We start from the raw sequence: 26,008 nt of genomic DNA, 5'->3' as shown, positions 1-26,008 counted from the left end.
CTGCAAATTCTGCCGACTTTTTGCGAACATCTTTAAGAAATAATTAGTCTTTAGCGTGTTTGACAGGCAAACTGACTGTAAAAGTCGTCCCAACCTGTAGTTGACTAGTAACCGTGATCTTGCCGCCTAAAAACTCGACGTATTCTTTCACGATTGCTAAACCTAAGCCGGTTCCATCCACTTCTTTACTGCGCGAAGTATCTGCCCGGTAGAAACGTTCAAAGATCCGGCCCTGTTGTTCGCTTGTTAATCCGATCCCAGTGTCACTCACTGTCAGCTCCCATTTGTCAGCTTTCTTGTGTGCCTTGATCCTCAATTGCCCACCAACTTGGTTATAGCGGATCCCATTTTGCAATAAGTTACTTAAAATATAACGCAGTTTTTTAACATCAGTCACCACGAGAAAGTCAGCTGAGACCTGATTTTTCACGGTTAACTGCCGTTGCGCAATTAACTGGGAATATGGTTGGAGTGCTTGGTCAACGACCTGTGCCAAATGGATCGTTTGGTGCTCAACTACCAGCCCACTATCTAACCGAGACAGCGATAAAATATCATTGATCAGTTCGGTTAATTTTTGACTCTGTTGGTAGATGATCTCCACAAATTTCGCGGCCGTCTCAGGTTCATCGAGTGCCCCATTTTTTAACGTCTCGCTGAAGCCCACGATTGATGTGACCGGCGTTTTTAGTTCGTGACTCACATTGCTGACAAAATCCAGCTGCATCCGTTCAATTTGTTTTTGTTCCGTAATATCGTTGACCAGAAGCATTACAAAGAAATGATGGGTGCTTACCGGGATATGAACAACATTGACTGCCACGATCTTCAGACCGCTAGCCAGAGACAACCTAACTTCTGCTTGCTGGTCTTGTTTAGTCCGAAAGGTTTCTTCAACTAATTTGACCAGGTCAAACTCCGCTAAAGTTGTATAGTACAATTCGTGCTGCAACTCCAATTCCCGTTCCATGATGTCACTTAAATAATGGTTACTCAAATAAATTTCCCGGTCCTGATCGATCACCATCACACCGATTGGCACATACTCAAGCAAGCCAAAATACCCTCTTTTTTGCCGGTCATAGGCTTTAAGTAAGAGTGTATTCGTACTTTGCACCTGATTAACTGCGCTAGCCAGTTGAGACAGTTCACTATTTTTAGGGACGAGGACATGACCACTTTTTTGACCGGCCGTCACTTCTCGTAACTTCTTGGCCAATAAAGCAAGAATCTGTCGTTGCCGTCGTTGTTCAAAGAATTCGAGTAAGACCAGCAAACTAACTACCACTAGCACCGTCGCCACCAGCCAACCGGCATGCAGCTCAACTGCCGTCGCTTTGAGCGAATGACCAGTCACCTGAGCAGCCACGATCAAAATCAAACCAACGGCAAGTACTCCCAGTCCGAGGCGCCGGATAATCTGGTTAACTTTCATCTGGCTGACCATTAAATTTATACCCAAAGCCGCGAACGGTTTGAATATAAACTGGCTGACTTGGATGCGGCTCAATTTTTTCCCGTAAATGACTGACATGCATGTCGATCATCCGCGTTTGCCCAACATAGTCGTAGCCCCAAACCCCATTTAATAGTTTTTCTCGGCTTAGGACCCGGTCAGGTCGTTGAATGAAATACGCTAACAATTCAAACTCCTTGGGTGTTAAAGTCACCGGCTTTCCCGCAACAGTAACCGAGTAACTAGTTAAATTCACCGTGAAGTCAGTGAAAGTATAAACTTTTTCCGGTGGTTCTTCTGTCGCTGGCTGAGTACCAGGACCGATTCGTCGACTAATGGCTTTCATCCGTGCAATTACCTCACGGGGAGAAAAAGGTTTGGTCAGATAATCATCCGCCCCTAATTCTAAGCCGATAATTTTATCGGTCTCTTCATCACGAGCAGTTAACATCAAAATCGGTGTTTGAATTTTTTCTTGTCGTAAGCGTTTCGTGACCTCAATTCCGTCTAACTTCGGTAACATTAGGTCCAATAAAATAAAATCAAAATTACCAGTTAACGCTTCTTGTAAGGCAAGTTGTCCATCATTTGCTGTATGAACTTCATAACCAGCCTTTTGCAGGTTGTATTCTAACAAAGTTACAATTGCTTGATCATCATCAACTACTAGAATTTTTTTCACTCAACCTCGCCCTTTCATTGAAAAAGTATCAACCCAATTTCATGAGGTGCATCTGCATAAATTGCACTCTCAGCAATCTTTAAATCACCCGTATACGTCTTGACCCGTAAATGACAGTAAGCGGAATTTTTCTGTAAGGCAGCGTAGAATTCAGCTTCATTATGAACCGCAATATTGTTGCAATCCAAGATGATATCGCCTTTTTTGATCTTCATCTTAGCTGCAGGAGTATCTGGCATGACTGCGATCACTCGCACACCTTCCTTAGTCTCGACATACCAGCGTTGGCCAGTTGCGTCTAAGCGGCGACGTTTAAACGTGAAGATCCCTGCCAAGATTCCTACTAAGAGTATACCCGCTACGGCAACTAGCGGTTCAAACAGACCGCCAATTGCAGCCACCAAGGAGAGCGCCGCCAACCACAAAGATTGTTGTCGATAATAACGTAACATCTCTTGCGGTTCTTTTTTAAAGACTTTCAGTGTTGCAGCGACGAATAATGGCAAAATTAGTAGTCCAAATGAATGTCCGTTGAAAGAAAAAATTGGCCAGTATGGCACTGAACTCTGCCAAGTATCGGCTGGGATCAAGACCACTAAAGGAATCACGCTAAATTCTTTCCACTTATAATAGGCAACTCGCCGCCCACGTTTGCCATTTTGAATACTAGGAGTAAACCACGTACTCTTTTTGTAGTGCAATAGAAATGTCCGTAGCAGGAAAAAGAGCACCAACACTAACAACAAATTAGCGGGCAACTGTTTTCCAGCCACTGAAATTAGATGATGGCTCACGTTTAACAGTGAATTGCCGGTTAAATTTAAGAAACACGCCACCAACGCTGCCAACCACAAGAAAACCAGACTTAAGTCAATGGCAGGTAAAGCTAACAAGCCCAAAACGCCTGCTAGTTCAAGCAGCAGCAAGGCCCCATTATTTAACATTAACCCCGCAGCAAGAGAGATTACTCCACCCAATACTAAACCAAATACGGCCGTTTTTAAAAAGTGGCGACCTTCATAAAAATCACGGTCGATCGCAATTCGAAAGAGTTGTCTTTCCTGTTTTAAGCGCCGGTAATACACCACCCCTGCCAAAATTACTCCGAGCCAAGTGACGGGTTGAATTAGATATAATAAAATAATTTGCCAGATTTCCACATTCAAGTCTCCTCGCTATGTACTTAATGATTTAAGTATATCAATATCAGCTAATTAAAACAAAAAACAACGGTTAAAATTTAGACAAAATTACCAGAATCCAGCTTTTAGCGGCATCAATTTGACCAAATCACAGTTACAGTTATTTTTAGGCAAAAAAGAACCCCACTTTTTCATAAAGTAGAGTTCCACAAACTAAGATTATTTTTTATAAAGTTCCTGTTAGCTGAACTTATTTCAGCTTCAAGAAGCGGCCCATCGATAATGCAGCACCTAAAGCACCAATGCCGATCCCGATGACAGCCAACAACAAATCGATTTCAATTAAGAACGTATGTGGTAACAACAAGGAAATTGTTGTACTATGCAAGGACGCCGTGATTACGCGATACATCCAGCCATAACTAAAATCGACGACTAAGATCGGAATAATTGAACCAAACAGACCAGTCCAAGCACCTTCCAAAATAAATGGCCATCTAATGTAAGAATTGGTTGCCCCAACTAAGCGCATGATCGAAATTTCATTGCTTCGTGACAAAATCGTCAAACGAATCGTGTTTGAAATTAAGAAGACTGCCACAAAGAGCAGCAAGACACTAATAATTACACCCCAACGTCTAATACCAGAGACTAGTTTAAAGAGTTTTTTAGCCCAAGTACCGCCGTATTGAGTCTGATAAACATGCCGGAATTTTTCAGCTTGTTTAGCCACCTTAACCGTATGTTTAGGGCTATCCGTTTTAACTACGTAAACATCATATAAAGGATTATCATCGCCAGAAAACAGTCGGAAGGACTTCCCATAAGTTCCAACCACGTTTTTCAGTTCCTTTTTCCGACTAGAAAAGCTAATTTCTTTGACACCATCGACCTTAGCCAATTCTTTTTTCAATTCTTGTTGTTCATCTTTAGTGGTCTTACGTTCAATAAAGACCCGCACTTCCACGTCGTTTTCAATATCACTAGCAACTTTATTGACGTTCAATAGAATTGATAATAAGACACCGACCAACAACAAGGTTACAGTAACCGCTGCGATTGCGGCCCCAGTCATCCAACCATTTCGCTTTAAGTTGCGTAAACTTTCGGTCAAATGACGTTTCAACGTTAAGCTACTCATTTTCGTAACCTCCTCCTTCTTGATCACGAGCAATCTTTCCGGCAGAGATTTCTAAAACGCGATGCTTATGTTCATTCACCATGTTACTGTTATGGGTTGCCATGACAACCGTGGTCCCATCTAAATTAATTTTTTCCAAAATTCTCATAATATCTTCTGATGTTTCCGGATCCAGGTTCCCCGTTGGTTCATCAGCAATTAAAATTCCAGGATGGTTGGCGATTGCCCGTGCAATGGCCACTCTTTGTTGTTCCCCACCAGAAATTTCATTGGGAAAACTTTGTGCCTTATCTTCCAAGCCAACTAATGCTAAGACTTCATTGACCCGTTTTTGGACATCTTCTGGTTTTTTTTCAATAACTTGTAAAGCGTAAGCCACATTTTCAAAAATTGTTAAACGTGGTAACAACTTGAAATCCTGAAAAACGATGCCTAATTCACGCCGCAAGAACGGAACTTCCTTATTCGTAATTGAATCGACCCGATAATTGTTAACTTTAATTTCACCCGAAGTTGGTGCCACATCACGATACATTAGTTTAATGAATGTTGATTTACCGGCACCACTTGGTCCGACAACATAGACAAACTCGCCCTGATTAATGCGGACAGATAAATGATCGGCACCTAAGACGGCATTGCCATAATCTTTCACTACATTTTTAAATTCGATCAAGAGAACTCTTCCTCCAAAATATTTTTCATACTCCATGAGTATAACATTGATTGTTAATGAATTAACAGAACATTTATATTACAAAAAGATTGCGAAAAAAAGAACAAGTCCCACTAGACCTGTTCTTTTCCCCTTACTGTGGATTTTTTTGCTGCAACTTCCACTGTAAGTAAGCATTGATAAATGCGTCTAGATCGCCATCCATCACCGCTTGGATATTACCAGTTTCTTGTTCGGTCCGGTGGTCTTTGACCATTGAGTACGGATGGAAAACATACGAACGAATCTGCGAACCCCAGCCAATTTCCATTTGTTCCCCTTGAATTTGTGCTCTTTCCTGCTCTTTTTTCTCAAGTTCCAATTGATACAACTTAGCTTTCATCATTTTTTCAGCTGTTGCTTTGTTTTGAAACTGTGAACGTTGCGCCTGACTAGAAGTCACAATACCAGTTGGAATATGGATCAAACGGACTGCTGATGAAGTCTTGTTGATATGCTGCCCACCAGCACCAGAAGAACGAAAGACTTCCATTTTAATGTCTTCAGGACGCAAGTCGACTTCAACGTCATCTGACAGTTCAGGCATGACATTGATTGATGCAAACGACGTATGCCGACGACCTGCAGAATCAAAGGGTGAGATCCGGACTAGGCGATGAACACCCTTCTCACTCCGCAAATAACCGTAGGCATTCTTACCAGAAATCAGCAGCGTTACACTCTTGATCCCGGCTTCGTCTCCTTCTTGGTAGTCGACGGTTTCCACGCTAAAACCATGTTGTTCTGCCCAGCGATCGTACATTCTCAATAACATTGAGCCCCAGTCCTGTGATTCGGTCCCACCAGCTCCTGGATGAATTTCCAAGATCGCATTATTTTTATCATATGGTTCATTGAGTAGTAAGGTCAGCTGATAGCGTTGCATTTGCCCAGATACTTCTTGATATTTAGCAGCCAGATCAGTCAGCATTTCTTGGTCTGTTGGATCAGCCTCAGCTAATTCCAATAAAACTTCCAAGTCTTCAGTACTTTCAACCAATGAATTAAAATTATCGTATTTGCTTTTTAATTCATTATTTTCATCGATCACAACTTGCGCTTGCTGACTGTCATTCCAAAAATTAGGGTCAGCCATCTTCATTTCGTTTTCTGCAATTGACTCTTTCAGACCTTCGAGGTCAAAGAGACCCCCTAAAGTCTGTGAGTTGATGATTTAAATGTTCAATTTCACGATGATAATCGCTAAATTCCATATTCATTCTCTCCTTTAAAAAACGAGCGGCGGCCGCTAGTAATAGTTGCCTCCGCCCGTTTCAGACTTATTAACGTTTAATATTTTGGCGAATTTCAGCTTTCAAGAAGAGCCGGGTCACATCATATTCAATGTTGCCGACCATTTCTTCAAACATCCGGTAGCCATCAGACTGATATTCAACCAACGGATTCAACTGACCGTAGCCACGCAGGCCGATTGATTGCCGGAGTTGATCCATTTCATCAATGTGGTCTGTCCAGCGAGAGTCAACCACCCGTAAGATAACAACTTTTTCAAATTCCAAGATTTGACTTGGATCATAGAGTTGTTTTTCCTTCAAATGATAATTAGCTTCAGCACGTGACATCAAGTAGTCAACGATTTCCTCTGGCTTCTTACCCGCTAAATCACTCAGTGAAATGCTATCTTCATTGACCATGACTCCAATCGCAAAGTCAAGAATTGCTTGTAGATCCCAATCCTTACGTTCACCTTGGGTGTGCACTTGGACAGCATGGGCAACAGTCCGCTTGATCATCGGCATGATGACAGACTTCAAAGATTCTTCTTCCATGATGACTTGTTGACGTTGAGCGTAGATCACTTCACGCTGTGCCCGCATTACGTCATCATATTGCAAAACTTGTTTCCGCGTATCGTAGTTATTACCTTCGACCCGCTTCTGGGCAGATTCAACCTGCTTGGAGATCATCTTCGACTGGATCACAGCGTCATCGTCATCGACTTTCATCCGTTGCAATAGATCTTTGATCCGGTCAGAACCGAACCGCAACATCAGGTCATCTTCAAGTGACAGATAGAATTGAGTAACACCTGGATCCCCCTGCCGGCCAGAACGGCCACGCAGCTGGTTATCGATCCGGCGTGATTCATGGCGTTCGGTCCCGATCACAGCTAAACCGCCAACGTCGGTGACACCCGGTCCTAATTTGATATCAGTCCCACGTCCAGCCATGTTAGTCGCAATTGTAACTGCGCCGCGTTGACCAGCGTTAGTAATGATATCTGCTTCTTTAGCGTTATTTTTCGCATTCAAAACCGCATGCGGAACACCCGCACGGTCCAACAAACTCGACAAGTATTCTGAAGTTTCCACAGCCACGGTCCCGACCAAGATTGGCTGGCCTGCTTCGTGGCGGACTTTAATGTCTTCAACCACCGCGTTAAACTTGCTGGTCAAAGTTGGGTACAACAAATCCGGACGGTCATCACGAATAACTGGTTTGTTAGTTGGGATCCCGATAACTTCCATATTATAAATTTCCCGGAATTCTTCTTGTTCCGTTTTGGCAGTCCCAGTCATCCCCGCTAACTTGCGGTACATTCTAAAGAAGTTCTGGTAAGTGATGTTAGCCATCGTCTTAGTTTCTTCTTCGATCGTGACCCGTTCTTTAGCTTCGATCGCCTGGTGCAAGCCATCAGAATAACGACGGCCATCCATGATCCGGCCAGTAAACTGGTCGACGATCAGAACTTCACCATCGCGGACCACATAATCTTTATCGTTGATCATAATGTAGTTCGCACGTAAGGCATTATCCAAATGATGGTTCAATGCCGTATTATCTGGGTCAAAGAGGTTGGTCAAACCAAAGTACTTTTCACCCTTTTGAATTCCTTGTTCAGTCAATGAAACCGTCTTGGATTCCAAATCGACCTTATAATCATCATCTTTAGTCAAGGTTTTAGCGAAACGGTCGGTTCTAATATACAGTTTCGTTGAGCCCTGTGCTTGACCAGAAATGATCAATGGGGTCCGCGCCTCATCGATCAAGATCGAGTCAACTTCATCGACGATCACAAAGTTCAATGGTCGTTGTACCATGTCTTCTTTATAAACGACCATGTTGTCGCGCAAATAGTCAAACCCTAACTCACTGTTAGTCGAGTAGGTAATATCTGCGTTATAAGCTGCGCGTTTTTCCTCGGCTGAAATCCCGTTGACATTCAAACCAACGGTCAAGCCCAACCATTCGTACAGTTCGCCCATTTCTGTTGCATCACGTGAGGCTAAGTATTCGTTAACCGTAACCACGTGGACACCTTTTTGGCCTAAGGCATTCAAATAAACCGGCATCGTAGCGGTCAAGGTCTTCCCTTCACCAGTCTTCATTTCAGCAATGTTACCTTCATGAAGAACGATCCCACCAATAATTTGCACGTGGAAGGGATACAGACCTAACACACGTCTTGCTCCTTCACGAGCCACTGCAAAAGCTTCAGGAAGCACGTCATCTAAGGTTGCGCCTTCCTGAATTCTAGTTTTAAGTTCAGGGGTTTTAGCTTGTAGCTCCTGGTCTGATAAAGCCTCCATATCAGCAGCAAAGGCTTCAACTTTATCAGCGATCTTGTTTAATCTCTTTAGTTCTCGCTTGTCACTTTCAACCCACTTTTTCAGGACGTTTGCCATGAAATAATTCCCTTCTTTAATAAAAAACTTTGAATTTTAATTGATTTTAATCTTTTTAGATATAATACACTAACCTATATTCTAGCATTCTTGATTACAAATGAAAACAAAAACTGCCCTAAATCCCGCTCGAATTCTATAATCATCTACAAAAAAGCACCCGCCATCTTCTGATCATTGAGAAAATGGGAGGTGCTTTTAATTATATTACCACATTTTATTTCAGTCCAGGATCAACTGAAACCAGCTGCAGCTGATTATTGACCAGCTTCGATCAAGCCGTAACGGCCATCGCGGCGACGGTACACAATGTTGACCCCTTCTGAGTCAGCATCTTCATAAATAAAGAAGTTATGGCCTAACATTTCCATTTGTAAAACAGCTTCTTCACTATCCATTGGCTTTAAAGCAATGTTTTTAGTCCGCACGATTTCGATGTCGTCATCGACTGGAGCTTCAGTTTCCGGTGCTTGGGCAACAAAGTCCAAACCTTTATATCCCTTTTCACGAGATTTCCGGTTGATCTTGGTCTTGTGCTTTCTGATTTGCCGTTCAAGTTTATCGGTCACCAAATCAATACTTCCGTACATGTCAGGCGATGTTTCTTCCGCCCGTAAAACTAGGTATGGTAACGGAATGGTTACCTCGACCTTAGCATTTTTATCTGAATAGACCTTCAAATTCACATGAGCAGTTGAATTGGAGGTGTCTTCAAAATACTTTTCGAGTTTTGTCAGTTTCTTTTCGACATAATCCCTCAAAGCAGCTGTAACCTCAATATTCTCACCACGTACGTTGACTTTTAACATGGATAACCTCTCCTTTCACAACCAGAACATTTTTATTGTTCCAGTGGGTGGATATCAATTAAATTAGATATCTCATCTACAACTCAATTATAATAGAAAACGCTTGAATAAACAAATATTTCTCTCCTTTTTTTACGAAGTTTTACTCCAAAAGTGAGTCTAAACGCGTCTAAATAGGCTTTTGACCAGCATAAAAATTTATCTTTTTATTTGAAATGATAAGTTATTGCCATGACAAGACTAATTTCAAAATACTGGGCGAATGTCAGCGAGCTAAAGTTAACGAACGGACCTGGCTTGCTCCTTGTTTTGCCAGCACGTGTTTCGCATGATACAAGGTCCGTCCCGTGGTATAAATATCATCGATCAGTAAGATCTTCTGTCCACTCAGTTTTTGTTGTCCACAGTATACAAAAGGCTGCATAGTTTCCATCCGATCCTTCCGTGTCTTAGTTGATTGTTTGATTCGTCCAGATTGTTGCTTAAACTGTAACAAATTCGCAGTTGATACCCGGTCCAACAAACCGAGGACCTGATTAAAGCCGCGTACCTCAAAGGTTTGCTCGTCAACTGGAATAGGGACGACAAGCCACTCTTGTACTACAAATTGCTGGACAGCCGCGGTAAATTCACGCTGAAAGATCAACCGCCATTGGTAATCACCGGTAAACTTGTAACGCTGGACATAATCTTTCATTGCAGTATTATAACCATACAAAGCCTGGTTGGCTAGCAATTCAGTTTCCCCCATCTTTTGCCACCGCTGACAATCTTGGCACAGTTTGGTGGTCGGCTGGACTCTGCCACAGCCTGGACAAGTCGTTTGCTGGGCTAACGGACTAAATTGACGCTGACATTGTGGACACAGCACCGGCAAAATTAACGGCTGCAATGACAACAGCCACGCCAAACTAAGCCGTGAAACCAGTTCTGTGCCGCACATTAAACATTTAGCCATGCAATAACTTCTCCCCTTTCCGATTTAAGCCTTGAATTTGTTGCAGTGCAGCACGGACATTTTTGACATGGTCGCTGCAAATAAAAAGCACGTCCCCCGTTGGATGCTCAGCACTGCGCCCAACTCGCCCTGCAATTTGCACCAAGGCTGCTGTGGAAAACGTCTGGTGGTCGGCACCTAAAACTAAGACGTTTAAGGCCGGAAAAGTGACCCCCCGCTCTAAAATCGTGGTCGTGACCAAATAATTCAGCCGGTGGTCCCGCAAGGCTTGGACCTTTTCGATTCGCTGTGCATCAGCTGAATACACCGACTCACCACGAACCGCTGGCGGTAAGAGCTGTTGAAGCACTTCCAAAACTGGTAATAACAATCGTAAGCTGGGCACAAAGACTAAGAATGGCTGTTGCGACTTACCCCATTTTTGCAGCACCCTAGTAATTCTTAACGGTAATTTACTGGCTGCTAGGTCTCGCTGCCAGTTTGGTAACAACCATACGACTGGGACCGGCAAGAGATGCTGGTGAAAGCGCAACGGTAAATATGAAACTGATAACTGGCCTCGTTTGACCAACGCCAGTAGTTCAGGAGTCGGCGTTGCCGTTAGATAAACCAGACACCCTGCCGGTTTGACAGCTCTTGTCGCAGCTTGACCCAACATTTGATTGCCGCGAAACGGAAAAGCATCAACTTCATCAATGATCAATAAATCAAAAGCATGTTGAAACCGTAACAGTTGGTGGGTGGTACAGATCGTGAGTTGACTATAATGATAAACTTGCTTTGTATGCCCATGTAATAAAGTCGGTTCGATCCCTGTAAAGGCCGCACACAACCGTGGATAAAGTTCATTACAAACGTCTACTCGCGGTGAAGCTAAACAGACCCGTTTGCCAGCTAAAAAAGCTTTTTCGAGCGTTGGAAACAGCATCTCCGTTTTCCCCGCGCCTGTCACAGCCCATAAGAGATACCGCCCTGTCTTTTCACTAGCACTGGATAATTGAGCCGAACATTCTGCTTGAAAGGCTGACAGTTTCCCCTGCCAAACTAGCGGCGACTGCTGCAAGGGGGAAAATAAATTTTTTTCTGATAAATGGTATAATTGATTAGCTGAACTAACTCGGCCTAGTAACAAACAAGCTGGACAGTAATACTGACCATTCGGTAAACTTGCTGCTAGTTTCGGGGTTCGCGTCAAGCAACGCTGGCAGACAATAAATTTTCCCTGACTAATTATTGCTGGTTGGGCCTGTTTGGCCAACTGTTGGCGTAATTCAGGGGTCAATTCGGTTTCCAGTAACAAGCGGCCCGCGACATCATTAATTTCCATACTATTTCACCTCAACTAGTAGATACGCAAAAAAAACGCATTTTGATCTAAAGGAGGACAATTTTTTTATGCAACCTTACCTGACCATAAAAACAGCTGGTAATCACGAAATCGACATTAAAAAATCACAGTTTATCTGTAACATTGCGCGGACAGAAACTAAAGCAGAAGCTGAAGCTTTTATCGAGCAAATTAAACAAGAACATTCTTCTGCTACTCATAACTGTTATGCCTACGTTTTAGGCCTAAAAAATGAAGTCATGAAGCAAAATGATAACGGTGAACCATCTGGTACCGCAGGAGCTCCAATTTTAAATGTCTTAGAACAACTAGAACTCCGCAATGTCACAGCCGTTGTCACCCGATATTTTGGTGGGATCAAGTTAGGGGCTGGCGGACTAATTCGGGCATACAGCAATGCAACTTCACAAGCTGTAAATGCTTTGGGTGTGGTGGTCCGTGCACCACAAACAGAAGTCGCGGTGACCATCGCATATCCGTTACAAGGACAACTTGAACACTTCTTAGCCGAACAAAACATTACGATCCTTGAGACAGAATATACTGACAAAGTAACGCTCACGCTGGCATTAAACACCCCAGAATACGAAGAAAAGACTAGTTTGATCAATGATTTTTTAAACGCTCAAGTTACTTTCGTCAAGGGTGAAGAAGTTTACCATGAACTTGATTATGATTTAGCAAATAAACCAGCACGGTACTAAAATCACAGAGCGGAAAAACTCGTTTAGAAGACGAGCATTAAGGAGCAAGGACCTTAAATGCGATTTCGGCATTAAAGGCCCTTGCTTTTTAAGCGGAATCTTCTGAGTTTTGGAGCTCGACTAAATCACAGAGCGGAGTGAGGCGCTTAAGAGACGAGCATGATCGTGGCCTAACCTTTAATGCGTTCTTGGCATTGAAGGTTGGGACGGGATAAGCGGAATCTCTTGCCTCACGGAGCTCGACTAAATCACAGAGCGGAGCAAACCGGGAGGACTCGAGCACTAGTCGAGACTAGTCTTTAATGCGGTTTCGGCATTGAAGGCTGGTCTTAGCTAGGCGGAAAAGCCTGGTTTGTGGAGCTCGACTAAAATCACAGAGCGGAGTGAATCGGGAGGACTCGAGCACTAGAGGAGTTCAACTACAATCCCCCCTTTCAGCGCATCCAAAAAAACCTGTTAGTCAAAATTCAGACTAACAGGTTTTTTGCTTGTTTATTTTTTCAAATGATAGTTATAGGTGGAAACGATAATGTTTTCTCGTGTATTCAGTGAGTTTCTTAAACGGAAAGCTGTTTGGTTATGCAAAATGTTTTGCCATGGCTTCCGTGGAACAAACTGTGGCACAATGACTGTCACAGAATCATTTCGCTCTGCTGAGTTTTTAGCAATCACATCACAGAAACGCAGTACAGGTGCTACAACTGAACGATATGACGAATGTAGATCCACAAAGCGCACTTCTGGGAAAGATTCTTTAAACTCTTTGGCAGTCTCATGTTCTTTTTTCGGATTCGTATCAAATGAAACATGCATCGCGATCACGTTGTTACTGATCGAACGGGCGTAATTGATCGCCCCCGTCGTCACATGAGTTACTGAACTAACCAAAACGATTACTGTTGCCCCACTGTAGTCATGTAATTGCTGGACTTCAGCATTAACTCGCAACTGTTCAGCAACTTCAACATAGTGGCGATGGACCCGATAAAAGATAAATAACAGGACCGGCATAATGATCAAGTATGGCCAAACATTTGGAAAATGCAGCCAGAACAAGAATACGACTAAGGCCAAGGAAATCACAGCGCCTAACAGGTTAAAGCTTGAATTTAATAGCCAATGCTTGCCTCGTTCACGGAACCAATGAATGATCATTCCCGACTGGGAGAGTGTAAATGGTACGAAAACACCCACTGCGTAAAGCGGGATCAAGAGGTTCGTTTGACCGTGGAAAATAAAGATCAAGACGATCGCACCGACTGCCAAAGCTACGATACCGTTGGAATAACCCAACCGGTCACCCTTATCCATAAACATGTGTGGCATATATTTATCCTTTGCCAGGTTATAGGCTAAGATTGGAAAGGCAGAAAAACCAGTGTTAGCTGCTACGGCTAAAATCATCGCTGTCGACAGCTGCAAGAGATAGTAAACGACACCATGGCCAAAGACTGCTTCAGCAATTTGTGAAAGTACAGTTTCATGACTGTTAGGCAAGATCCCCAAGTAATAACTCAAAAATGTAATGCTGGCAAAGAATAACGCCAAAATCACTGCCATGATCAATAAAGTATTGGCCGCATTCTTTCTTTTAGGCCGCTTAAAATTAGGAACTGCATTACTAATTGCTTCGACCCCTGTCAGAGATGAAGAACCAGCTGAGAAAGCCCGTAAGAATAAGACTAGCGTCATTCCCTTGACCGGAGCACCAATACTAGCAGTCGCTTGGTAATCAAGGTTCCCGCTTAAAATATTGAATAATCCCCAAATGATCATTACTGCGATCATTACCACAAACAAATAGACCGGCACCGTCAGAAATGACGCTGATTCGCGCATTCCTCTTAAATTCAAGGTCATAATAAAGACCACGATGATCACGGAAATCAAAATCGCATATGGTCGCAGCAACGGGATCGCAGAAGTAATGGCTTCTGTCCCTGAGGTCACTGAAACAGCCACAGTCAGCATATAATCGACTAACAGTGAACCACCTGCCAATAAACCGGCATTGGCACCCCAGTTCTTGGTAGCTACCACGTAAGCCCCACCACCAGATGGGTAGGCATGAATGATTTGTCGGTAAGACATCGTGATCGCAAATAATAACACTAACACGATGGCCGCAGCAGGAACCGAATACCAAGTTGCTGCCGCTGACAAAATAATCAACGTAGCTGTAATTTGTTCAGTCCCATAAGCAACTGAAGACAGTGCATCTGAAGAGAGCAATGCCAGTGCTTTAAACTTGGTCAATGATTGGCCACCTTCATCAGCTGTTTTGAGTGGTCTGCCAATCAACAGCCGTTTTAAGTAACGCCACATAATCTTTACCCCTTTAATCAAAAAAATTAAATTTTATTTTTATCTCCTTTAAATGACCAGTCAACCGCACGAAAAATACCGCTGATTTTCCACCGGATTTGGTTAATTTTTAAAGGCGAACCTTATAATACTCCACTCATCTAGAAAGTTGCAAGCTATTATTTTAGAAAAATTTTGCAGTCGATAGAAAAAGTTAATCTTCGCTACTAAACTAAATTATTCTCAGCCAGGTCAGACCGGTAAAAAGTCTTATTTTTCCTAGAAAAACGGCGGTAAAATCATTAAATTATTTAAGGCTTTTTGAAAATTAACGTCAAAAATATTTTTTCAGAACAAACAACATTTTTGACCGCAATTAAAAAGCCAGAAGCACAATGCCCCTGGCTTTTTAAACTAGCTATTTAATTACATCATACCGCCCATGCCGGCACCTGGTTGTTGAGGTGCTGCAGCAGCATTTTCTTCAGGCTTGTCAGCAACAACTGCTTCAGTCGTTAACAACAAAGCTGCAACAGAAGCTGCGTTTTGCAAAGCTGAACGAGTAACTTTAGTTGGGTCAACGATCCCTGATTTGATCATATCTTCCCATTCGCCTGTCGCAGCGTTAAAACCAACGCCAGGTTTTTCACTCTTCAGTTTTTCAACGATCACAGAACCTTCCAAACCAGCATTAAATGCGATTTGACGAACTGGTTCTTCAAGGGCACGTTTAACAATGTTGATCCCTGTTTGAACGTCGCCTTCTTCTTCCAAGGCACCTACTTTATCGATCACATTGATCAAAGCAGTACCACCACCAGGAACGAAGCCTTCTTCAACCGCAGCACGAGTTGAGTTCAAAGCATCTTCGATCCGGTATTTACGTTCTTTTAATTCAGTTTCAGTTGCTGCACCAACTTTGATCACTGCAACACCGCCGGACAATTTAGCCAAACGTTCTTGTAGTTTTTCACGGTCAAAGTCAGAAGTTGTTTCAGCAATTTGCTTCTTGATCTGAGCAACACGTTCTGCGATTTGGTTCTTATCGCCAGAGCCTTCAACAACGGTCGTGTTTTCTTTATCAACAGTCACCTTGCTTGCAGTCCCCAATTGATCGATCGTTGTATCTTTCAATTGTAAGCCCAAATCTTCAGTGATCACTGTCCCACCAGTTAAGATTGCCAAGTCTTGCAACATTTCTTTACGACGGTCGCCAAAGCCAGGAGCCTTAACAGCAACGACGTTAAATGTTCCGCGAATCTTGTTCAAAACTAAAGTAGGTAGTGCTTCACCTTCGATATCATCAGCAATGATCAACAAAGGACGACCCTGTTGAACAATGTTTTGCAACAATGGCAAGATATCTTGAATGTTTGAGATCTTCTTATCTGTGATCAAGATATATGGGTTTTCCAAGTTAGCTTCCATCTTGTCTTCATCAGTTACCATGTACTGTGAAAGATAGCCGCGGTCAAATTGCATACCTTCAACTACGTCTAAGGAAGTTTCGATACCCTTTGATTCTTCAATAGTGATCACACCATCGTTACCGACTTTTTCCATTGCTTCGGCGATCAATGCACCAGTTTCTTCACTAGCAGATGAAACTGCGGCGATTTGACTGATATCGCTCTTAGATGAAACATCGTGTGACATTTCATGTAAAGCAGCAACAGCGGTCTTAGTAGCCATGTCGATCCCAGTTCTGATCCCAACAGGGTTAGCACCAGCAGTCACGTTCTTCATACCTTCTGTCACAATTGCTTGTGCCAAAACTGTAGCTGTTGTTGTACCGTCACCGGCAATGTCATTCGTCTTAGATGCAACTTCAGAAACTAACTTTGCACCCATGTTTTCAAAATGATCTTCTAATTCAATACTCTTAGCGATCGTCACACCATCGTTTGTGATAGTTGGTGAGCCGTAAGTTTGTTCCAAGACAACGTTACGACCCTTAGGACCGATCGTTGATTTTACTGTATTTGCTAATTTATCTACACCAGCAAGCATTTTTGCTCGTGCGTCTTCAGAAAATTTAATTTCTTTAGCCATTTATTTTCACCTCATCAAAAATTAGAGTTACCACTACAATTGCACAGTTTATTCAACTACTGCAATGATGTCATTGGCACGAACAACTAAATACTTTTCACCGTCGTTCGAAACCTCTGTCCCAGCGTACTTGTCATAAACTACTAAGTCATCGACTTTGACTTCTGGTACAATCTTTTCGCCGTTATCTAGGACACGACCAGCGCCCACAGCAACGACCTTGCCAGTTTGTGGTTTTTCTTTAGCATTACTTGCTAAAACAATTCCACCAACTGTTTGTTCTTCTTCTTCTTGAACTTCAAGGATAACTCTGTCTCCTAATGGTTTCAGCACTCTTGATCCCTCCAATTATTTTTTAGCACTCAACATCTCTAAGTGCTAATTTGATTACAGTTATTATCATAAACACTTTATTTTTAAATTGCAAGTCTTTTTTGTCACTCTTCACCGGAGAGTGCTAATTTTCATTCAGCAAACTATGCTATAATGTTGGAAGCTAAATATTTAAAGGAGTGTCCCTAGTGACTTTAAAAAAGAATTCACTCAGTTTATTACTGGGCTATCTGATCTTAGTGTTATGTCAGCAGCTGAGCTTTCGCCTGATCAGTAATAATGATCTGCTCTATCCCTTGCAAACGATCATTAACCTCGCTGGTGCGCTAATTTTACTGTTTTTATCCAAACACTTTAACCATCAAAACCAGTTAGAAGAAAAAGCCGCCCCAGTTTGGTGGCAGTTTACAGCTTGGGCTGGTGGCGGAGCATTAGCCCTATTACTCTTCCAAAAAATTTTCTTATGGTTCGAGATCACTTTTTTGAGTCAACCAGTGATTTCTGAAAACACCAGTCAACTAACAGCCATCGCGGCCAAGTACCCCTACTATCTGTTAGTGATCGTTGTGACCGAACCGATCATTGAGGAATTACTTTTCCGCAAGGTCTTGTTTGGCAACTTGACCTTCTGGTTTAAGCCCTGGCAAGCAGCACTCTTTTCCAGTCTGCTCTTTTCTTTAGCTCATGGCGACGGGCACTTCCTCACTTACAGTGTGATCGGTCTGATTTTGTGTTTCATCTATGCTAAAACAGGTAAATTATCCGCAGCGATGACATCACATGTCCTGATGAACTTACTCGTTTTACTAATTAATTAAAAAATCGCAACAGTCTACTTTTTAACAAGTGCACTGTTGCGATTTTTTTATTTAGTTGATGCTTGTGGTTGATCCACATGGTTTAAGAAATAAATTAAAGTTTGTAATTCATTAGTCAAATCAACGTTTTGAATCCGAACGCCATCTTGGACATTGACCCGTAATGGAGTAAAGTTCAAGATTCCTCTAATCCCAGCCGTTACTAATTCATCAGTAACACGTTGAGCAACAGGAGATGGCACAGTTAAGATCACAACTTCGATCTGTTGTTCAACTAATTGTTCCTTCATTTCGTTCATCGGATAAATTGGTACTCCACTTTGAATTGTGCCGGTGATCCGGTCATCAATATCAAAAGCTGCACTAATTCTAACGTTATTGCTGCCATGAAAATTATAATTTAATAAAGCATGGCCCAAATTCCCCACACCAATCAAAGCGACATTCGTTAATTTGTCTTGGTTCAAGGTCTTCTTGAAGAAGTCTAATAGACTTTTGACATCATAACCGTATCCACGCTTACCCAGCGCACCAAAATAAGAAAAATCACGTCTGATCGTTGCCGAATCAACTTTAACAGCCTCTGCTAACTCAGTGGAGGAAATCCTCTTTTTGCCTGAATTATACAAGATACCTAGGTAACGATAATAAATTGGTAATCTCTTGGCAGTTGCCTGAGGTATTTTTGAATTAATCATTTTTAAGCTCCTTTCACAAATGCTCACTCAAATTATTTTACCATATTAACTTTCACAATCAAGCATAAAGTGCATTATTTCACAACATATCTGAAAAAATTTAAATTTTTGACGATATATTAATGCTGCGTGAGTATGCTAAAATAGTTCTGTATACTATAAAATTTAGGCGGTGAACTTTTTTATGCTTTTACTACAAGTTCAGCAGGTTGCACGGCTCTTTTCAGGCGAGCCGCTTTTTCAAAATATTAATTTAAATATCCAGGACCATTCACGGATCGCCCTTGTTGGCCCGAATGGTGCAGGTAAATCAACTTTAATCAAAATGATCACGGGTGAAACTGAACCCGATGAAGGCCAAATTATCAGTCGCAAAGGAATTTCGATCGGTTATTTAGCCCAGGATACCGGCTTACAATCTGATGACACGATCTATGCTGAAATGCTCAAAGTCTTTGCACCATTAATCAAGATGGAAAAGCAGATCCACCAGTTGGAACAAGAAATTGCCACTGGTTCTAACCATGAATCTGCAGCTTATCAAAGACTGCTGCAACAATATGACCAGTTGATGCATGATTTTTCGGCTCAAAATGGTTATGGTTATGAAGCCGAAATTCGTGCGGTCCTCCATGGCTTTCACTTTTATGAAGAAGATTTCGACAAGAAGATCTCCTCTCTTTCAGGTGGACAAAAGACCCGTTTAGCGCTGGCACGGTTATTGCTGGAAAAACGAGATCTCTTAATTTTGGATGAGCCTACTAACCATTTGGACATTGAAACCCTTCAATGGCTAGAAAATTATCTCCAAACTTATCCTGGTGCCTTGTTACTTGTTTCCCATGACCGGTATTTTTTGGATAAAATCGTCACAGAAGTCTGCGACATCAGTCACAAGCATGCGAAAACATACCCAGGTAACTACTCTACCTTTGTGAAACAGAAACAAGAAGATCAAAAGCATGCATGGAAAGAATACGAAAAACAGCAGGTTGAAATCAACAAACTCCAAGACTTTGTTGATAAAAACTTAGTGCGGGCGACTACCAGTAAACGGGCCCAAAGTCGCCAAAAGCAGCTCGATAAGATCGACCGGCTGGAACGACCAGAAGGTGATGAAAAAGGCCCCCACTTTTCCTTTACTCCGGCAGAAAAAAGCGGCTCAGTCGTTTTGACGGTTGAAGACGGCTATGTTGGTCATGACCAGCAGACCGTCGCTGGCCCCATTAACTTAGAACTACGCAAAAACAAGATTTTAGCGATCGTCGGTCCAAACGGAATTGGTAAGTCGACTTTGCTAAAAAGTATCATTGGTGAAATTCCGTTTATCAGCGGTTCTGCCAAATTTGGTGCCAAAGTTCAGTACGGTTACTATGACCAGGAACAACAAGGGTTACATGACAAGAAAACAGTTTTAAATGAAATTTGGGATGACCATCCCACTACTCCTGAAAAAGATATTCGCTCATTACTAGGTGGTTTTCTTTTTTCAGGCGATGATGTCAAAAAAGTTGTCCATAATTTATCCGGGGGCGAAAAAGCTCGTTTGCTATTAACCAAGCTCGCGATGGATCACGATAACTTACTGATTTTAGACGAACCTACTAACCATTTAGACATCAATAGTAAAGAAGTGCTTGAACAAGCGTTACAAGACTTTAGCGGAACTGTTCTTTTTGTTTCCCATGACCGGTATTTCATTAACCAAACGGCAGATGAGATCATCGAAATCGCTCCTGAAGGCAGCACTTTATACTTGGGCAACTACGACTACTACTTGGAGAAAAAAGAAGAGCTGCGCTTAATTGCTGCACAACAGGAACTCGAACAAGCCGGCTCAACTGCTGCCCCAGTTAAAACTGAGTCGGCAGCCAAAGTTGACTACGTGAACAGTAAGGCCCAGCAAAAACAGCAACGCAAACTCGAACGTACAGTGGCTGACCTGGAAGAACAAGTTGAACATTTGGACGAACAAAAAACAACCATCGAACAAACGATGTCACAGCCAGATGTTTTTAACGATGCTGCTAAGATGCAAGAACTACAACAACAGCTGACCGACGTTACCGAACAATTAACCACTGCCGAAGAACAGTGGGAAGAAAGTTCTGAACAACTTGAAGCTTTCTTAGAATAATTTCAAACACAAAATAAAGACCCGCAAGATTTTCAAGTCACGAAAATCTTGCGGGTCTTTTTGCTTTAGTTTTTATGAAACCTCCATGCTCTGATATGCTTGGGGACTGATTGTTTCACTGCGCTCTGTTATTAGTCGAGCTACTCAAAGCAGCTTCTTCCGCCTATCCAAGACCAGCCTTCAATGCCTAAACCGCATTAAACGTTGGTCTCCGATATGCTCGGCAGCTAACCGCTTTGCTCCGCTCTGTTATTCTTAGTCGAGCTACTTGAAACAGAAAGTTCCGCCCATCCAAACCCAGGAACCAATGCCTAAACCGCATTAGTCCCTAAGTTCCGATGGTGCTCACTTTCTCCCGTTTCACTCCGCTCTGTTATTTGAGCCACTCAAACTCTAATCCTGGCTCTGCGTTCAACGACATATCTGCACGCACTCCATGTTGATAAGCCACATAACCAGCTATCCCGATCATTGCCGCATTATCCCCACAATATTTCAGCGGTGCTTTAACTAACTGAACACCATCCAACTGTTCACATTCTTTTGCCAAACGGTCACGTAATTGACTATTAGCCGCAACGCCACCCGCTAAGACCAACTGCTTAACTGGATAGTTTCTTAGTGCACGGACTGTTTTTTCAGCCAAAACGTCCACAACACTTTGTTGAAAACTAGCGGCGAGGTCAACTTTAGATAAGGTCTCCCCAATTTGATCAGCATGATGAACGGTATTGATAAATGCACTCTTCAACCCGCTGAAACTAAAGTCAAAGTTATCATCTTTTTCCATTGCCCGCGGAAAATGGAAAGTATCTTTTCCTTGATGAGCTAGTTCATCAATTTCTTTACCTGCAGGGTAATTTAATCCTAAAACACGGCCAACTTTGTCAAAGGCTTCACCACACGCGTCATCACGAGTTTCTCCAATAATTTGATAGCTATTTTCTGCGGCTAGATAGACCAATTCAGTATGTCCACCCGAAACTAGTAATGCCATTGCAGGAAATTCTAATGGTGCACTATATTGAGCAGCATAAATATGTCCTGCCATGTGATTAACTGGAACCAACGGCAATTGGTGCGCAAAGGCCACTGCTTTGGCAGCTGAAACTCCTACTAACAAAGCCCCCACTAACCCAGGGCCGTATGTCACTGCCACAGCCGTTAGATCTGCGTAAGTTAAGCCGGTTTCCGAAAAAACATCATCCAAGCAGCCAATGATCTGTTCAATATGGTGCCGACTGGCAACCTCAGGAACGACACCGCCGAATCTTTGGTGACTTTTAATTTGTGTCGCAGTCGACTGAGCTAAAAGTTCACGCCCGTTTTTGACCAAAGCCACACTAGTTTCATCACAACTCGATTCAAACGCTAAAATTATTACATCCTTTTCCTCATTCATTTTCATCTTTCCCTTATTTTGACTTCAACACGTACTGATATTCCGCAACTTCAGTCTCTGATTCCGTCTTTTTTCCCGTGACGACTTTTTTAAAGCCCAATTGGGAATAAAAAGTTTCTAGTTCAGTTTGATCGTTACGAACCTGTACAAAAATTGACCGCACTTCTAACTGAGCCGCAAACTCCAACAAAGCAGAAACTAAAGCTTCAGCGATTGAGTCGGTCATTTCTTCTGGCAAAACTAATAGTCGCATGATGCGCATCCGCGTCATTTTGGCATTGAAACGACAACCCAGAAAAGCAACTAGTTGATCAGCTTGACGAAAACCAAAGTATAACGACTTCTTCGGGTCGCTCATCCGGAGATGGAATGTCCGATCATTCCACCGATCATCTTCTGGTTGTGCACGGTCCTCAATTGCCGCCATTTCAGGAATCGTCGCGACGGCTAACTGGCACAAAAAATAATCCTTACCCTGTAAGACAAGGTCCCGGTTTTCAAATTCAACGTTAGGCTGTGTACCTAAACCTTGAGTGAAGTGTGTTAACTGTGCTTTAATATTTTTGAATGTAAGGTCCATGATTTTCCTTTCCAGCTGGATTCTTTTCTAGCCATTGGGCCTCAGCTTGCGTGATCCGCAAATATTGAGGAAGAAAGTCATTCACATTTTCAGGCTGCTTGTCCTCCCCTAACAATCCCAACACAAAAGCACGTGGAACTGCTGTTTCGACGGGGGCAAAGTCATAACTGTCAGCCGCTAAATTAGCAGCAAATTCATCTGCAAATTGCTGGGCAGCTGTACCGATCAGGCAGATTTTCTTTCCGCTTAATTGCTGACATAAATCGTTTAAGGAAACATGTTGGTCTGGCAACACATTTACCAACTGCGAGTCTTGCCACTGGTAGGCCCCGGCAAAAACATTTTGGCGCCGCGCATCAAATAACGGCACTAAAATTGTGTCATCATTGGGATGCACTGCCGCCGCTAAAACTGCGAGGCTGGAAACACCCACTAGTTCTTTATCTAAGCTATATGCCAGAGTTTTTGCGGTAGTCACGCCGATCCGAAGTCCCGTGTATGAGCCAGGTCCCTGGGCAACAACCACGCGGTCAATGTCTGCTGGCTTTAAGCGGCTTTGCTTAAAAATTTGGTCAATGGCGGGCATTAATGTTGCACTATGATTTTTGCTAACGGTCGTTGTGGTTTCGGCCAATAATTTTTGATCTTCTAATAAAGCCACACTTAAGGGCTGATTAGAGGTATCAATTGCAAGAATTTTCATTATTTTTGTTCATTCCTCTTTCAAACTGAATTCTTCATCTACTTAGCATTCTACCATAAACCACCCTGCTCTTTTCACAAAAAAGAACAAACTAGCCAAATTTTCGGCAGAGTTTCAGAAAAGTTTTACTAAGTGTAAAAAAATCATTATAATTACTTGGTGGACTAGTCGCTTGATCATCCTAAAAAATTGGAGTGAAAAAAATATGAAAACAATCTTAGTTCTCCATACCGGCGGCACAATTGCGATGTCCGAAGGAGAAAACGGGTCAATTGTTCCTGGTAAACAAAACCCGCTCAACAGCTTTACTAACCCCTTTACTGGCAAAATCAAACTGGATATTCGTAATCCCTTTAACTTGCCTTCACCACATATGCGGCCCACTGAAATGCTGCAGTTAAAAAATGAAATTATTCAGGCAGAAAATGAAGGAATCGATGGTGTCGTGATCACCCACGGAACCGATACTTTGGAAGAAACTGCCTACTTTTTAGATTTGACACTACCCTCAGATATTCCGGTAGTTGTGACGGGTGCCATGCGCTCAGCCAATGAGATTGGTTCTGACGGTTTACACAACTTTCAAACTGCGATCCAAACAGCGGCGAGTGATGAAGCACATGGTAAAGGCGTTTTAGTAGTTATGAACGATGAGATCCATACCGCGCGTTTTGTGACTAAAACACACACTACCAACGTTGCCACCTTCCGTACACCAACCTTTGGTCCAGTTGGTTCTGTTTCAAAAGAACGGGTCACTTTCTTTTCCAAACTGATCCGCCAGATTTATGTTCCCATCGACCACGTCGTCGACCATGTTTATTTGTTAAAGGCTTTCGCTGGCATGGGACCAGAGCTATTCGAAGCACTTGCCAACTCTGACACTAAAGGTGTAGTGATCGACGCTCTAGGTGCGGGTAATTTGCCGCCTGCTACACTGTCTGGGTTACAACAACTCTTAGACCAGCAAATTCCTGTCGTCATCGTCTCACGTTGTTTTAACGGGACAGCTGAGAGTATCTACGATTACGAGGGTGGCGGTGTCCAGCTCGCACAGATGGGCGCGATCTACTGCCATGGTCTAAATGGTCAAAAAGCTCGCATCAAATTATTAGTCGGGTTAAGTGCTCAAATGGGACCAGCCGCCTTAAAGAACTTTGTCAATGACGCGACTTCCTAAAAACAGCGCGAAACAAAGCGGTTAGCTGCCGAGCATATCGGAGAGTGACCTTTAATGCGGTTTCGGCATTGAAGGTTGCTCTTGGATAGGCGCAAGAAACTGCTTTGAGTAGCTCGACTAAGAATAACAGAGTGAATCAAAGCGGTTAGCTGCCGAGCATATCGGAGAGTAACCTTTAATGCGGTTTCGGCATTGAAGGTTGCTCTTGGATAGGCGCAAGAAGCTGCTTTGAGTAGCTCGACTAAGAACAGACTACAGCCAAAACAATAAGAAAACTATCCAAAAAAGTCGTGGGTTAAATTCAAACCCACGACTTTTTGTTATTCTGATCTTTTCACCCACTGGCATTCAGCGATACAATTTTGTTCAGACCCGGTGGTGATCATATGTTTAGTAAGCAAGTTTTCTTGGTCGATTTCAACTTCACTTAAGACCTGGTCACCATAGTAAACTTCTTGTCGGTAAGAAATGTTTAGACTTACCAAGCGATGGTTTAGTAAAAACTCACCAGGCAAAGCATCCAACATCCAGTCAAAGTAATGCACGTTGTTCACATGGTGGTTGCCATCGATATCCATAAAACGAACATGGTAATCTTTTTGTGCACTGATTTCTTCTACTGGACGCGGTGTCGCTAAGCGTTCAATTTTACGCGTATACTCGCATTCATATGGGGTGACGAACTCTTCTGGCAAACGAACTATCTTGCGCTTTGTCCGGTCCATCATCACGAAGACACTGTGCATTTTAACCAGCTCATTGCCATCTTGATCATGGGCCCAAAAGTCGCGGTAACAAAAGAAACGGTTGTAACTGTCTGCTTGGGTCGATAACGTAATGACTTCGTTTGCACGAGGTAAGCGGGTAATTTCCATCATGTGTTGGGTGACGACCCAACCTAACCCCTGGGCACTGACCTTCTCATCAGTCACTCCGACTTGGTCACTTTGGTCACCAGAAACCAGCATCAACAAATCAACTAGTTGACCAATTTTCAGTGCTCCTGTCACGTCTGTTTCATAATAAACTACTCGATGATCTTCACTAAATTTTTTTGCGCTCATTTTTACCCTCTACTCATTTAAATTTCTATCTGCTTGTTTGAACTGCTCAAGTCCTACCGCTTGACTTCGCTCTGTGTAAAAAAACGCAGCTTGAGCTAAATTACCCAAACCGCGTCAAACAATCATTTTTCTTTC

Annotated in this window: 22 protein-coding genes; 4 read left to right on the top strand and 18 right to left on the bottom strand. The window is 42.7% G+C overall.

The window, feature by feature from the left end:
• Positions 1–43 precede the first annotated feature (43 nt).
• The 10 genes from LPAF129_RS02395 to LPAF129_RS02350 form a co-directional block, all read right to left on the bottom strand.
• Positions 44–1,435, bottom strand: a complete 1,392-nt coding sequence (locus LPAF129_RS02395; RefSeq protein WP_244054561.1) for a sensor histidine kinase — start codon at positions 1,433–1,435, stop codon at positions 44–46.
• Positions 1,425–2,138, bottom strand: coding sequence for a response regulator transcription factor (locus LPAF129_RS02390; RefSeq protein ID WP_244054560.1), 714 nt, complete (start codon positions 2,136–2,138; stop codon positions 1,425–1,427). The genes LPAF129_RS02395 and LPAF129_RS02390 overlap by 11 nt, the downstream gene beginning before the upstream one ends.
• 14 nt (positions 2,139–2,152) lie before the next feature.
• Positions 2,153–3,298, bottom strand: coding sequence for a PDZ domain-containing protein (locus LPAF129_RS02385; protein WP_244054559.1), 1,146 nt, complete (start codon positions 3,296–3,298; stop codon positions 2,153–2,155).
• Between the two features lie 232 nt (positions 3,299–3,530).
• Complete coding sequence (gene ftsX / locus LPAF129_RS02380; protein WP_244054558.1) at positions 3,531–4,421, bottom strand: permease-like cell division protein FtsX; 891 nt, start codon at positions 4,419–4,421, stop codon at positions 3,531–3,533.
• Positions 4,414–5,097 (bottom strand): cell division ATP-binding protein FtsE, encoded by a 684-nt coding sequence (gene ftsE / locus LPAF129_RS02375; RefSeq protein ID WP_244054557.1) that lies wholly within the window; start codon positions 5,095–5,097, stop codon positions 4,414–4,416. The genes ftsX and ftsE overlap by 8 nt, the downstream gene beginning before the upstream one ends.
• A 133-nt stretch (positions 5,098–5,230) precedes the next feature.
• Positions 5,231–6,350 (bottom strand): peptide chain release factor 2 gene (gene prfB / locus LPAF129_RS02370; RefSeq protein ID WP_244054556.1). Its coding sequence is split into 2 segments (ribosomal slippage): positions 5,231–6,277 and positions 6,279–6,350, totalling 1,119 coding nucleotides; the frame shifts between segments, so codons are not numbered across the junction.
• A 69-nt stretch (positions 6,351–6,419) separates the two neighbouring features.
• Entirely contained in the window at positions 6,420–8,783 is a 2,364-nt protein-coding gene (gene secA, locus LPAF129_RS02365) for a preprotein translocase subunit SecA (protein WP_244054555.1), read from the bottom strand.
• Between the two features lie 257 nt (positions 8,784–9,040).
• Positions 9,041–9,592 (bottom strand): ribosome hibernation-promoting factor, HPF/YfiA family, encoded by a 552-nt coding sequence (hpf, locus tag LPAF129_RS02360; RefSeq protein WP_244054554.1) that lies wholly within the window; start codon positions 9,590–9,592, stop codon positions 9,041–9,043.
• A gap of 265 nt (positions 9,593–9,857) precedes the next feature.
• The gene (locus LPAF129_RS02355) at positions 9,858–10,550 is read right to left on the bottom strand and encodes a ComF family protein (protein WP_244054553.1); all 693 of its coding nucleotides are present in this window, start codon (positions 10,548–10,550) and stop codon (positions 9,858–9,860) included.
• On the bottom strand, positions 10,543–11,877 hold the full coding sequence (locus LPAF129_RS02350) for an ATP-dependent helicase ComFA (RefSeq protein WP_244054552.1): 1,335 nt from the start codon (positions 11,875–11,877) through the stop codon (positions 10,543–10,545). Before LPAF129_RS02350 ends, LPAF129_RS02355 begins: the two co-directional genes overlap by 8 nt.
• Before the next feature lie 68 nt (positions 11,878–11,945).
• On the opposite strand from LPAF129_RS02350, the gene LPAF129_RS02345 reads away from it, so the two are divergent.
• Complete coding sequence (locus LPAF129_RS02345; protein ID WP_244054551.1) at positions 11,946–12,602, top strand: YigZ family protein; 657 nt, start codon at positions 11,946–11,948, stop codon at positions 12,600–12,602.
• 492 nt (positions 12,603–13,094) lie between these two features.
• Here the strand turns inward: LPAF129_RS02345 and kimA are convergent, their stop codons facing one another.
• From kimA to groES, 3 genes are all read right to left on the bottom strand, one after another.
• Positions 13,095–14,927, bottom strand: coding sequence for a potassium transporter KimA (kimA, locus tag LPAF129_RS02340; protein WP_244054550.1), 1,833 nt, complete (start codon positions 14,925–14,927; stop codon positions 13,095–13,097).
• Between the two features lie 405 nt (positions 14,928–15,332).
• Positions 15,333–16,958, bottom strand: a complete 1,626-nt coding sequence (gene groL / locus LPAF129_RS02335; protein WP_244054549.1) for a chaperonin GroEL — start codon at positions 16,956–16,958, stop codon at positions 15,333–15,335.
• Between the two features lie 48 nt (positions 16,959–17,006).
• Positions 17,007–17,291, bottom strand: coding sequence for a co-chaperone GroES (gene groES, locus LPAF129_RS02330; protein ID WP_244054548.1), 285 nt, complete (start codon positions 17,289–17,291; stop codon positions 17,007–17,009).
• Positions 17,292–17,479: 188 nt separating this feature from the next.
• Between groES and LPAF129_RS02325 the strand changes: the two genes are divergently transcribed.
• A complete protein-coding gene (locus tag LPAF129_RS02325) occupies positions 17,480–18,109 on the top strand; it encodes a CPBP family intramembrane glutamic endopeptidase (protein ID WP_244054547.1) in 630 nt (209 codons plus the stop codon).
• Between the two features lie 47 nt (positions 18,110–18,156).
• Here the strand turns inward: LPAF129_RS02325 and LPAF129_RS02320 are convergent, their stop codons facing one another.
• Positions 18,157–18,807: a redox-sensing transcriptional repressor Rex gene (locus LPAF129_RS02320; protein ID WP_244054546.1), complete on the bottom strand. Its 651-nt coding sequence runs from the start codon at positions 18,805–18,807 to the stop codon at positions 18,157–18,159.
• A gap of 184 nt (positions 18,808–18,991) precedes the next feature.
• Between LPAF129_RS02320 and LPAF129_RS02315 the strand changes: the two genes are divergently transcribed.
• Complete coding sequence (locus LPAF129_RS02315) at positions 18,992–20,944, top strand: ABC-F family ATP-binding cassette domain-containing protein (RefSeq protein ID WP_244054545.1); 1,953 nt, start codon at positions 18,992–18,994, stop codon at positions 20,942–20,944.
• Between the two features lie 373 nt (positions 20,945–21,317).
• Here the strand turns inward: LPAF129_RS02315 and tsaD are convergent, their stop codons facing one another.
• Genes tsaD through tsaB form a run of 3 tightly spaced genes read right to left on the bottom strand, consistent with a single transcriptional unit; the run spans position 21,318 to position 23,629 of the window.
• On the bottom strand, positions 21,318–22,346 hold the full coding sequence (tsaD, locus tag LPAF129_RS02310; protein WP_244054544.1) for a tRNA (adenosine(37)-N6)-threonylcarbamoyltransferase complex transferase subunit TsaD: 1,029 nt from the start codon (positions 22,344–22,346) through the stop codon (positions 21,318–21,320).
• Between the two features lie 13 nt (positions 22,347–22,359).
• Entirely contained in the window at positions 22,360–22,926 is a 567-nt protein-coding gene (locus LPAF129_RS02305; protein ID WP_244054543.1) for a GNAT family N-acetyltransferase, read from the bottom strand.
• Positions 22,901–23,629, bottom strand: a complete 729-nt coding sequence (tsaB, locus tag LPAF129_RS02300; RefSeq protein WP_244054542.1) for a tRNA (adenosine(37)-N6)-threonylcarbamoyltransferase complex dimerization subunit type 1 TsaB — start codon at positions 23,627–23,629, stop codon at positions 22,901–22,903. Before tsaB ends, LPAF129_RS02305 begins: the two co-directional genes overlap by 26 nt.
• Before the next feature lie 205 nt (positions 23,630–23,834).
• Here tsaB and LPAF129_RS02295 point away from each other — a divergent pair, with 205 nt between their 5' ends.
• Positions 23,835–24,809 carry an asparaginase gene (locus LPAF129_RS02295; protein ID WP_244054541.1) on the top strand — a complete coding sequence of 325 codons (975 nt, stop codon included), beginning with the start codon at positions 23,835–23,837 and terminating at the stop codon, positions 24,807–24,809.
• Between the two features lie 320 nt (positions 24,810–25,129).
• Here LPAF129_RS02295 and LPAF129_RS02290 read toward each other — a convergent pair whose 3' ends face one another.
• A complete protein-coding gene (locus tag LPAF129_RS02290; protein WP_244054540.1) occupies positions 25,130–25,873 on the bottom strand; it encodes an acyl-[acyl-carrier-protein] thioesterase in 744 nt (247 codons plus the stop codon).
• Between the last annotated feature and the right edge of the window lie 135 nt (positions 25,874–26,008).

The organism is Ligilactobacillus pabuli, assembly GCF_022836475.1.
GTDB classification, from domain to species: Bacteria; Bacillota; Bacilli; order Lactobacillales; family Lactobacillaceae; genus Ligilactobacillus; species Ligilactobacillus pabuli.
Note: the sequence above shows the minus strand (reverse complement) of the source record. Positions and strands in the feature narration are given on the sequence as shown.

Coding starts and splice junctions, on each gene's coding strand:
- tsaB (WP_244054542.1), bottom strand. CDS start 23,629: ATGAAAATTCTTGCAATTGATACCTCTAATCAGCCCTTAAGTGTGGCT.
- LPAF129_RS02345 (WP_244054551.1), top strand. CDS start 11,946: ATGCAACCTTACCTGACCATAAAAACAGCTGGTAATCACGAAATCGAC.
- LPAF129_RS02290 (WP_244054540.1), bottom strand. CDS start 25,873: ATGAGCGCAAAAAAATTTAGTGAAGATCATCGAGTAGTTTATTATGAA.
- LPAF129_RS02350 (WP_244054552.1), bottom strand. CDS start 11,877: ATGGAAATTAATGATGTCGCGGGCCGCTTGTTACTGGAAACCGAATTG.
- LPAF129_RS02320 (WP_244054546.1), bottom strand. CDS start 18,807: ATGATTAATTCAAAAATACCTCAGGCAACTGCCAAGAGATTACCAATT.
- secA (WP_244054555.1), bottom strand. CDS start 8,783: ATGGCAAACGTCCTGAAAAAGTGGGTTGAAAGTGACAAGCGAGAACTA.
- LPAF129_RS02315 (WP_244054545.1), top strand. CDS start 18,992: ATGCTTTTACTACAAGTTCAGCAGGTTGCACGGCTCTTTTCAGGCGAG.
- LPAF129_RS02395 (WP_244054561.1), bottom strand. CDS start 1,435: ATGAAAGTTAACCAGATTATCCGGCGCCTCGGACTGGGAGTACTTGCC.
- hpf (WP_244054554.1), bottom strand. CDS start 9,592: ATGTTAAAAGTCAACGTACGTGGTGAGAATATTGAGGTTACAGCTGCT.
- groL (WP_244054549.1), bottom strand. CDS start 16,958: ATGGCTAAAGAAATTAAATTTTCTGAAGACGCACGAGCAAAAATGCTT.
- LPAF129_RS02305 (WP_244054543.1), bottom strand. CDS start 22,926: ATGGACCTTACATTCAAAAATATTAAAGCACAGTTAACACACTTCACT.
- kimA (WP_244054550.1), bottom strand. CDS start 14,927: ATGTGGCGTTACTTAAAACGGCTGTTGATTGGCAGACCACTCAAAACA.
- LPAF129_RS02355 (WP_244054553.1), bottom strand. CDS start 10,550: ATGGCTAAATGTTTAATGTGCGGCACAGAACTGGTTTCACGGCTTAGT.
- LPAF129_RS02295 (WP_244054541.1), top strand. CDS start 23,835: ATGAAAACAATCTTAGTTCTCCATACCGGCGGCACAATTGCGATGTCC.
- tsaD (WP_244054544.1), bottom strand. CDS start 22,346: ATGAATGAGGAAAAGGATGTAATAATTTTAGCGTTTGAATCGAGTTGT.
- ftsX (WP_244054558.1), bottom strand. CDS start 4,421: ATGAGTAGCTTAACGTTGAAACGTCATTTGACCGAAAGTTTACGCAAC.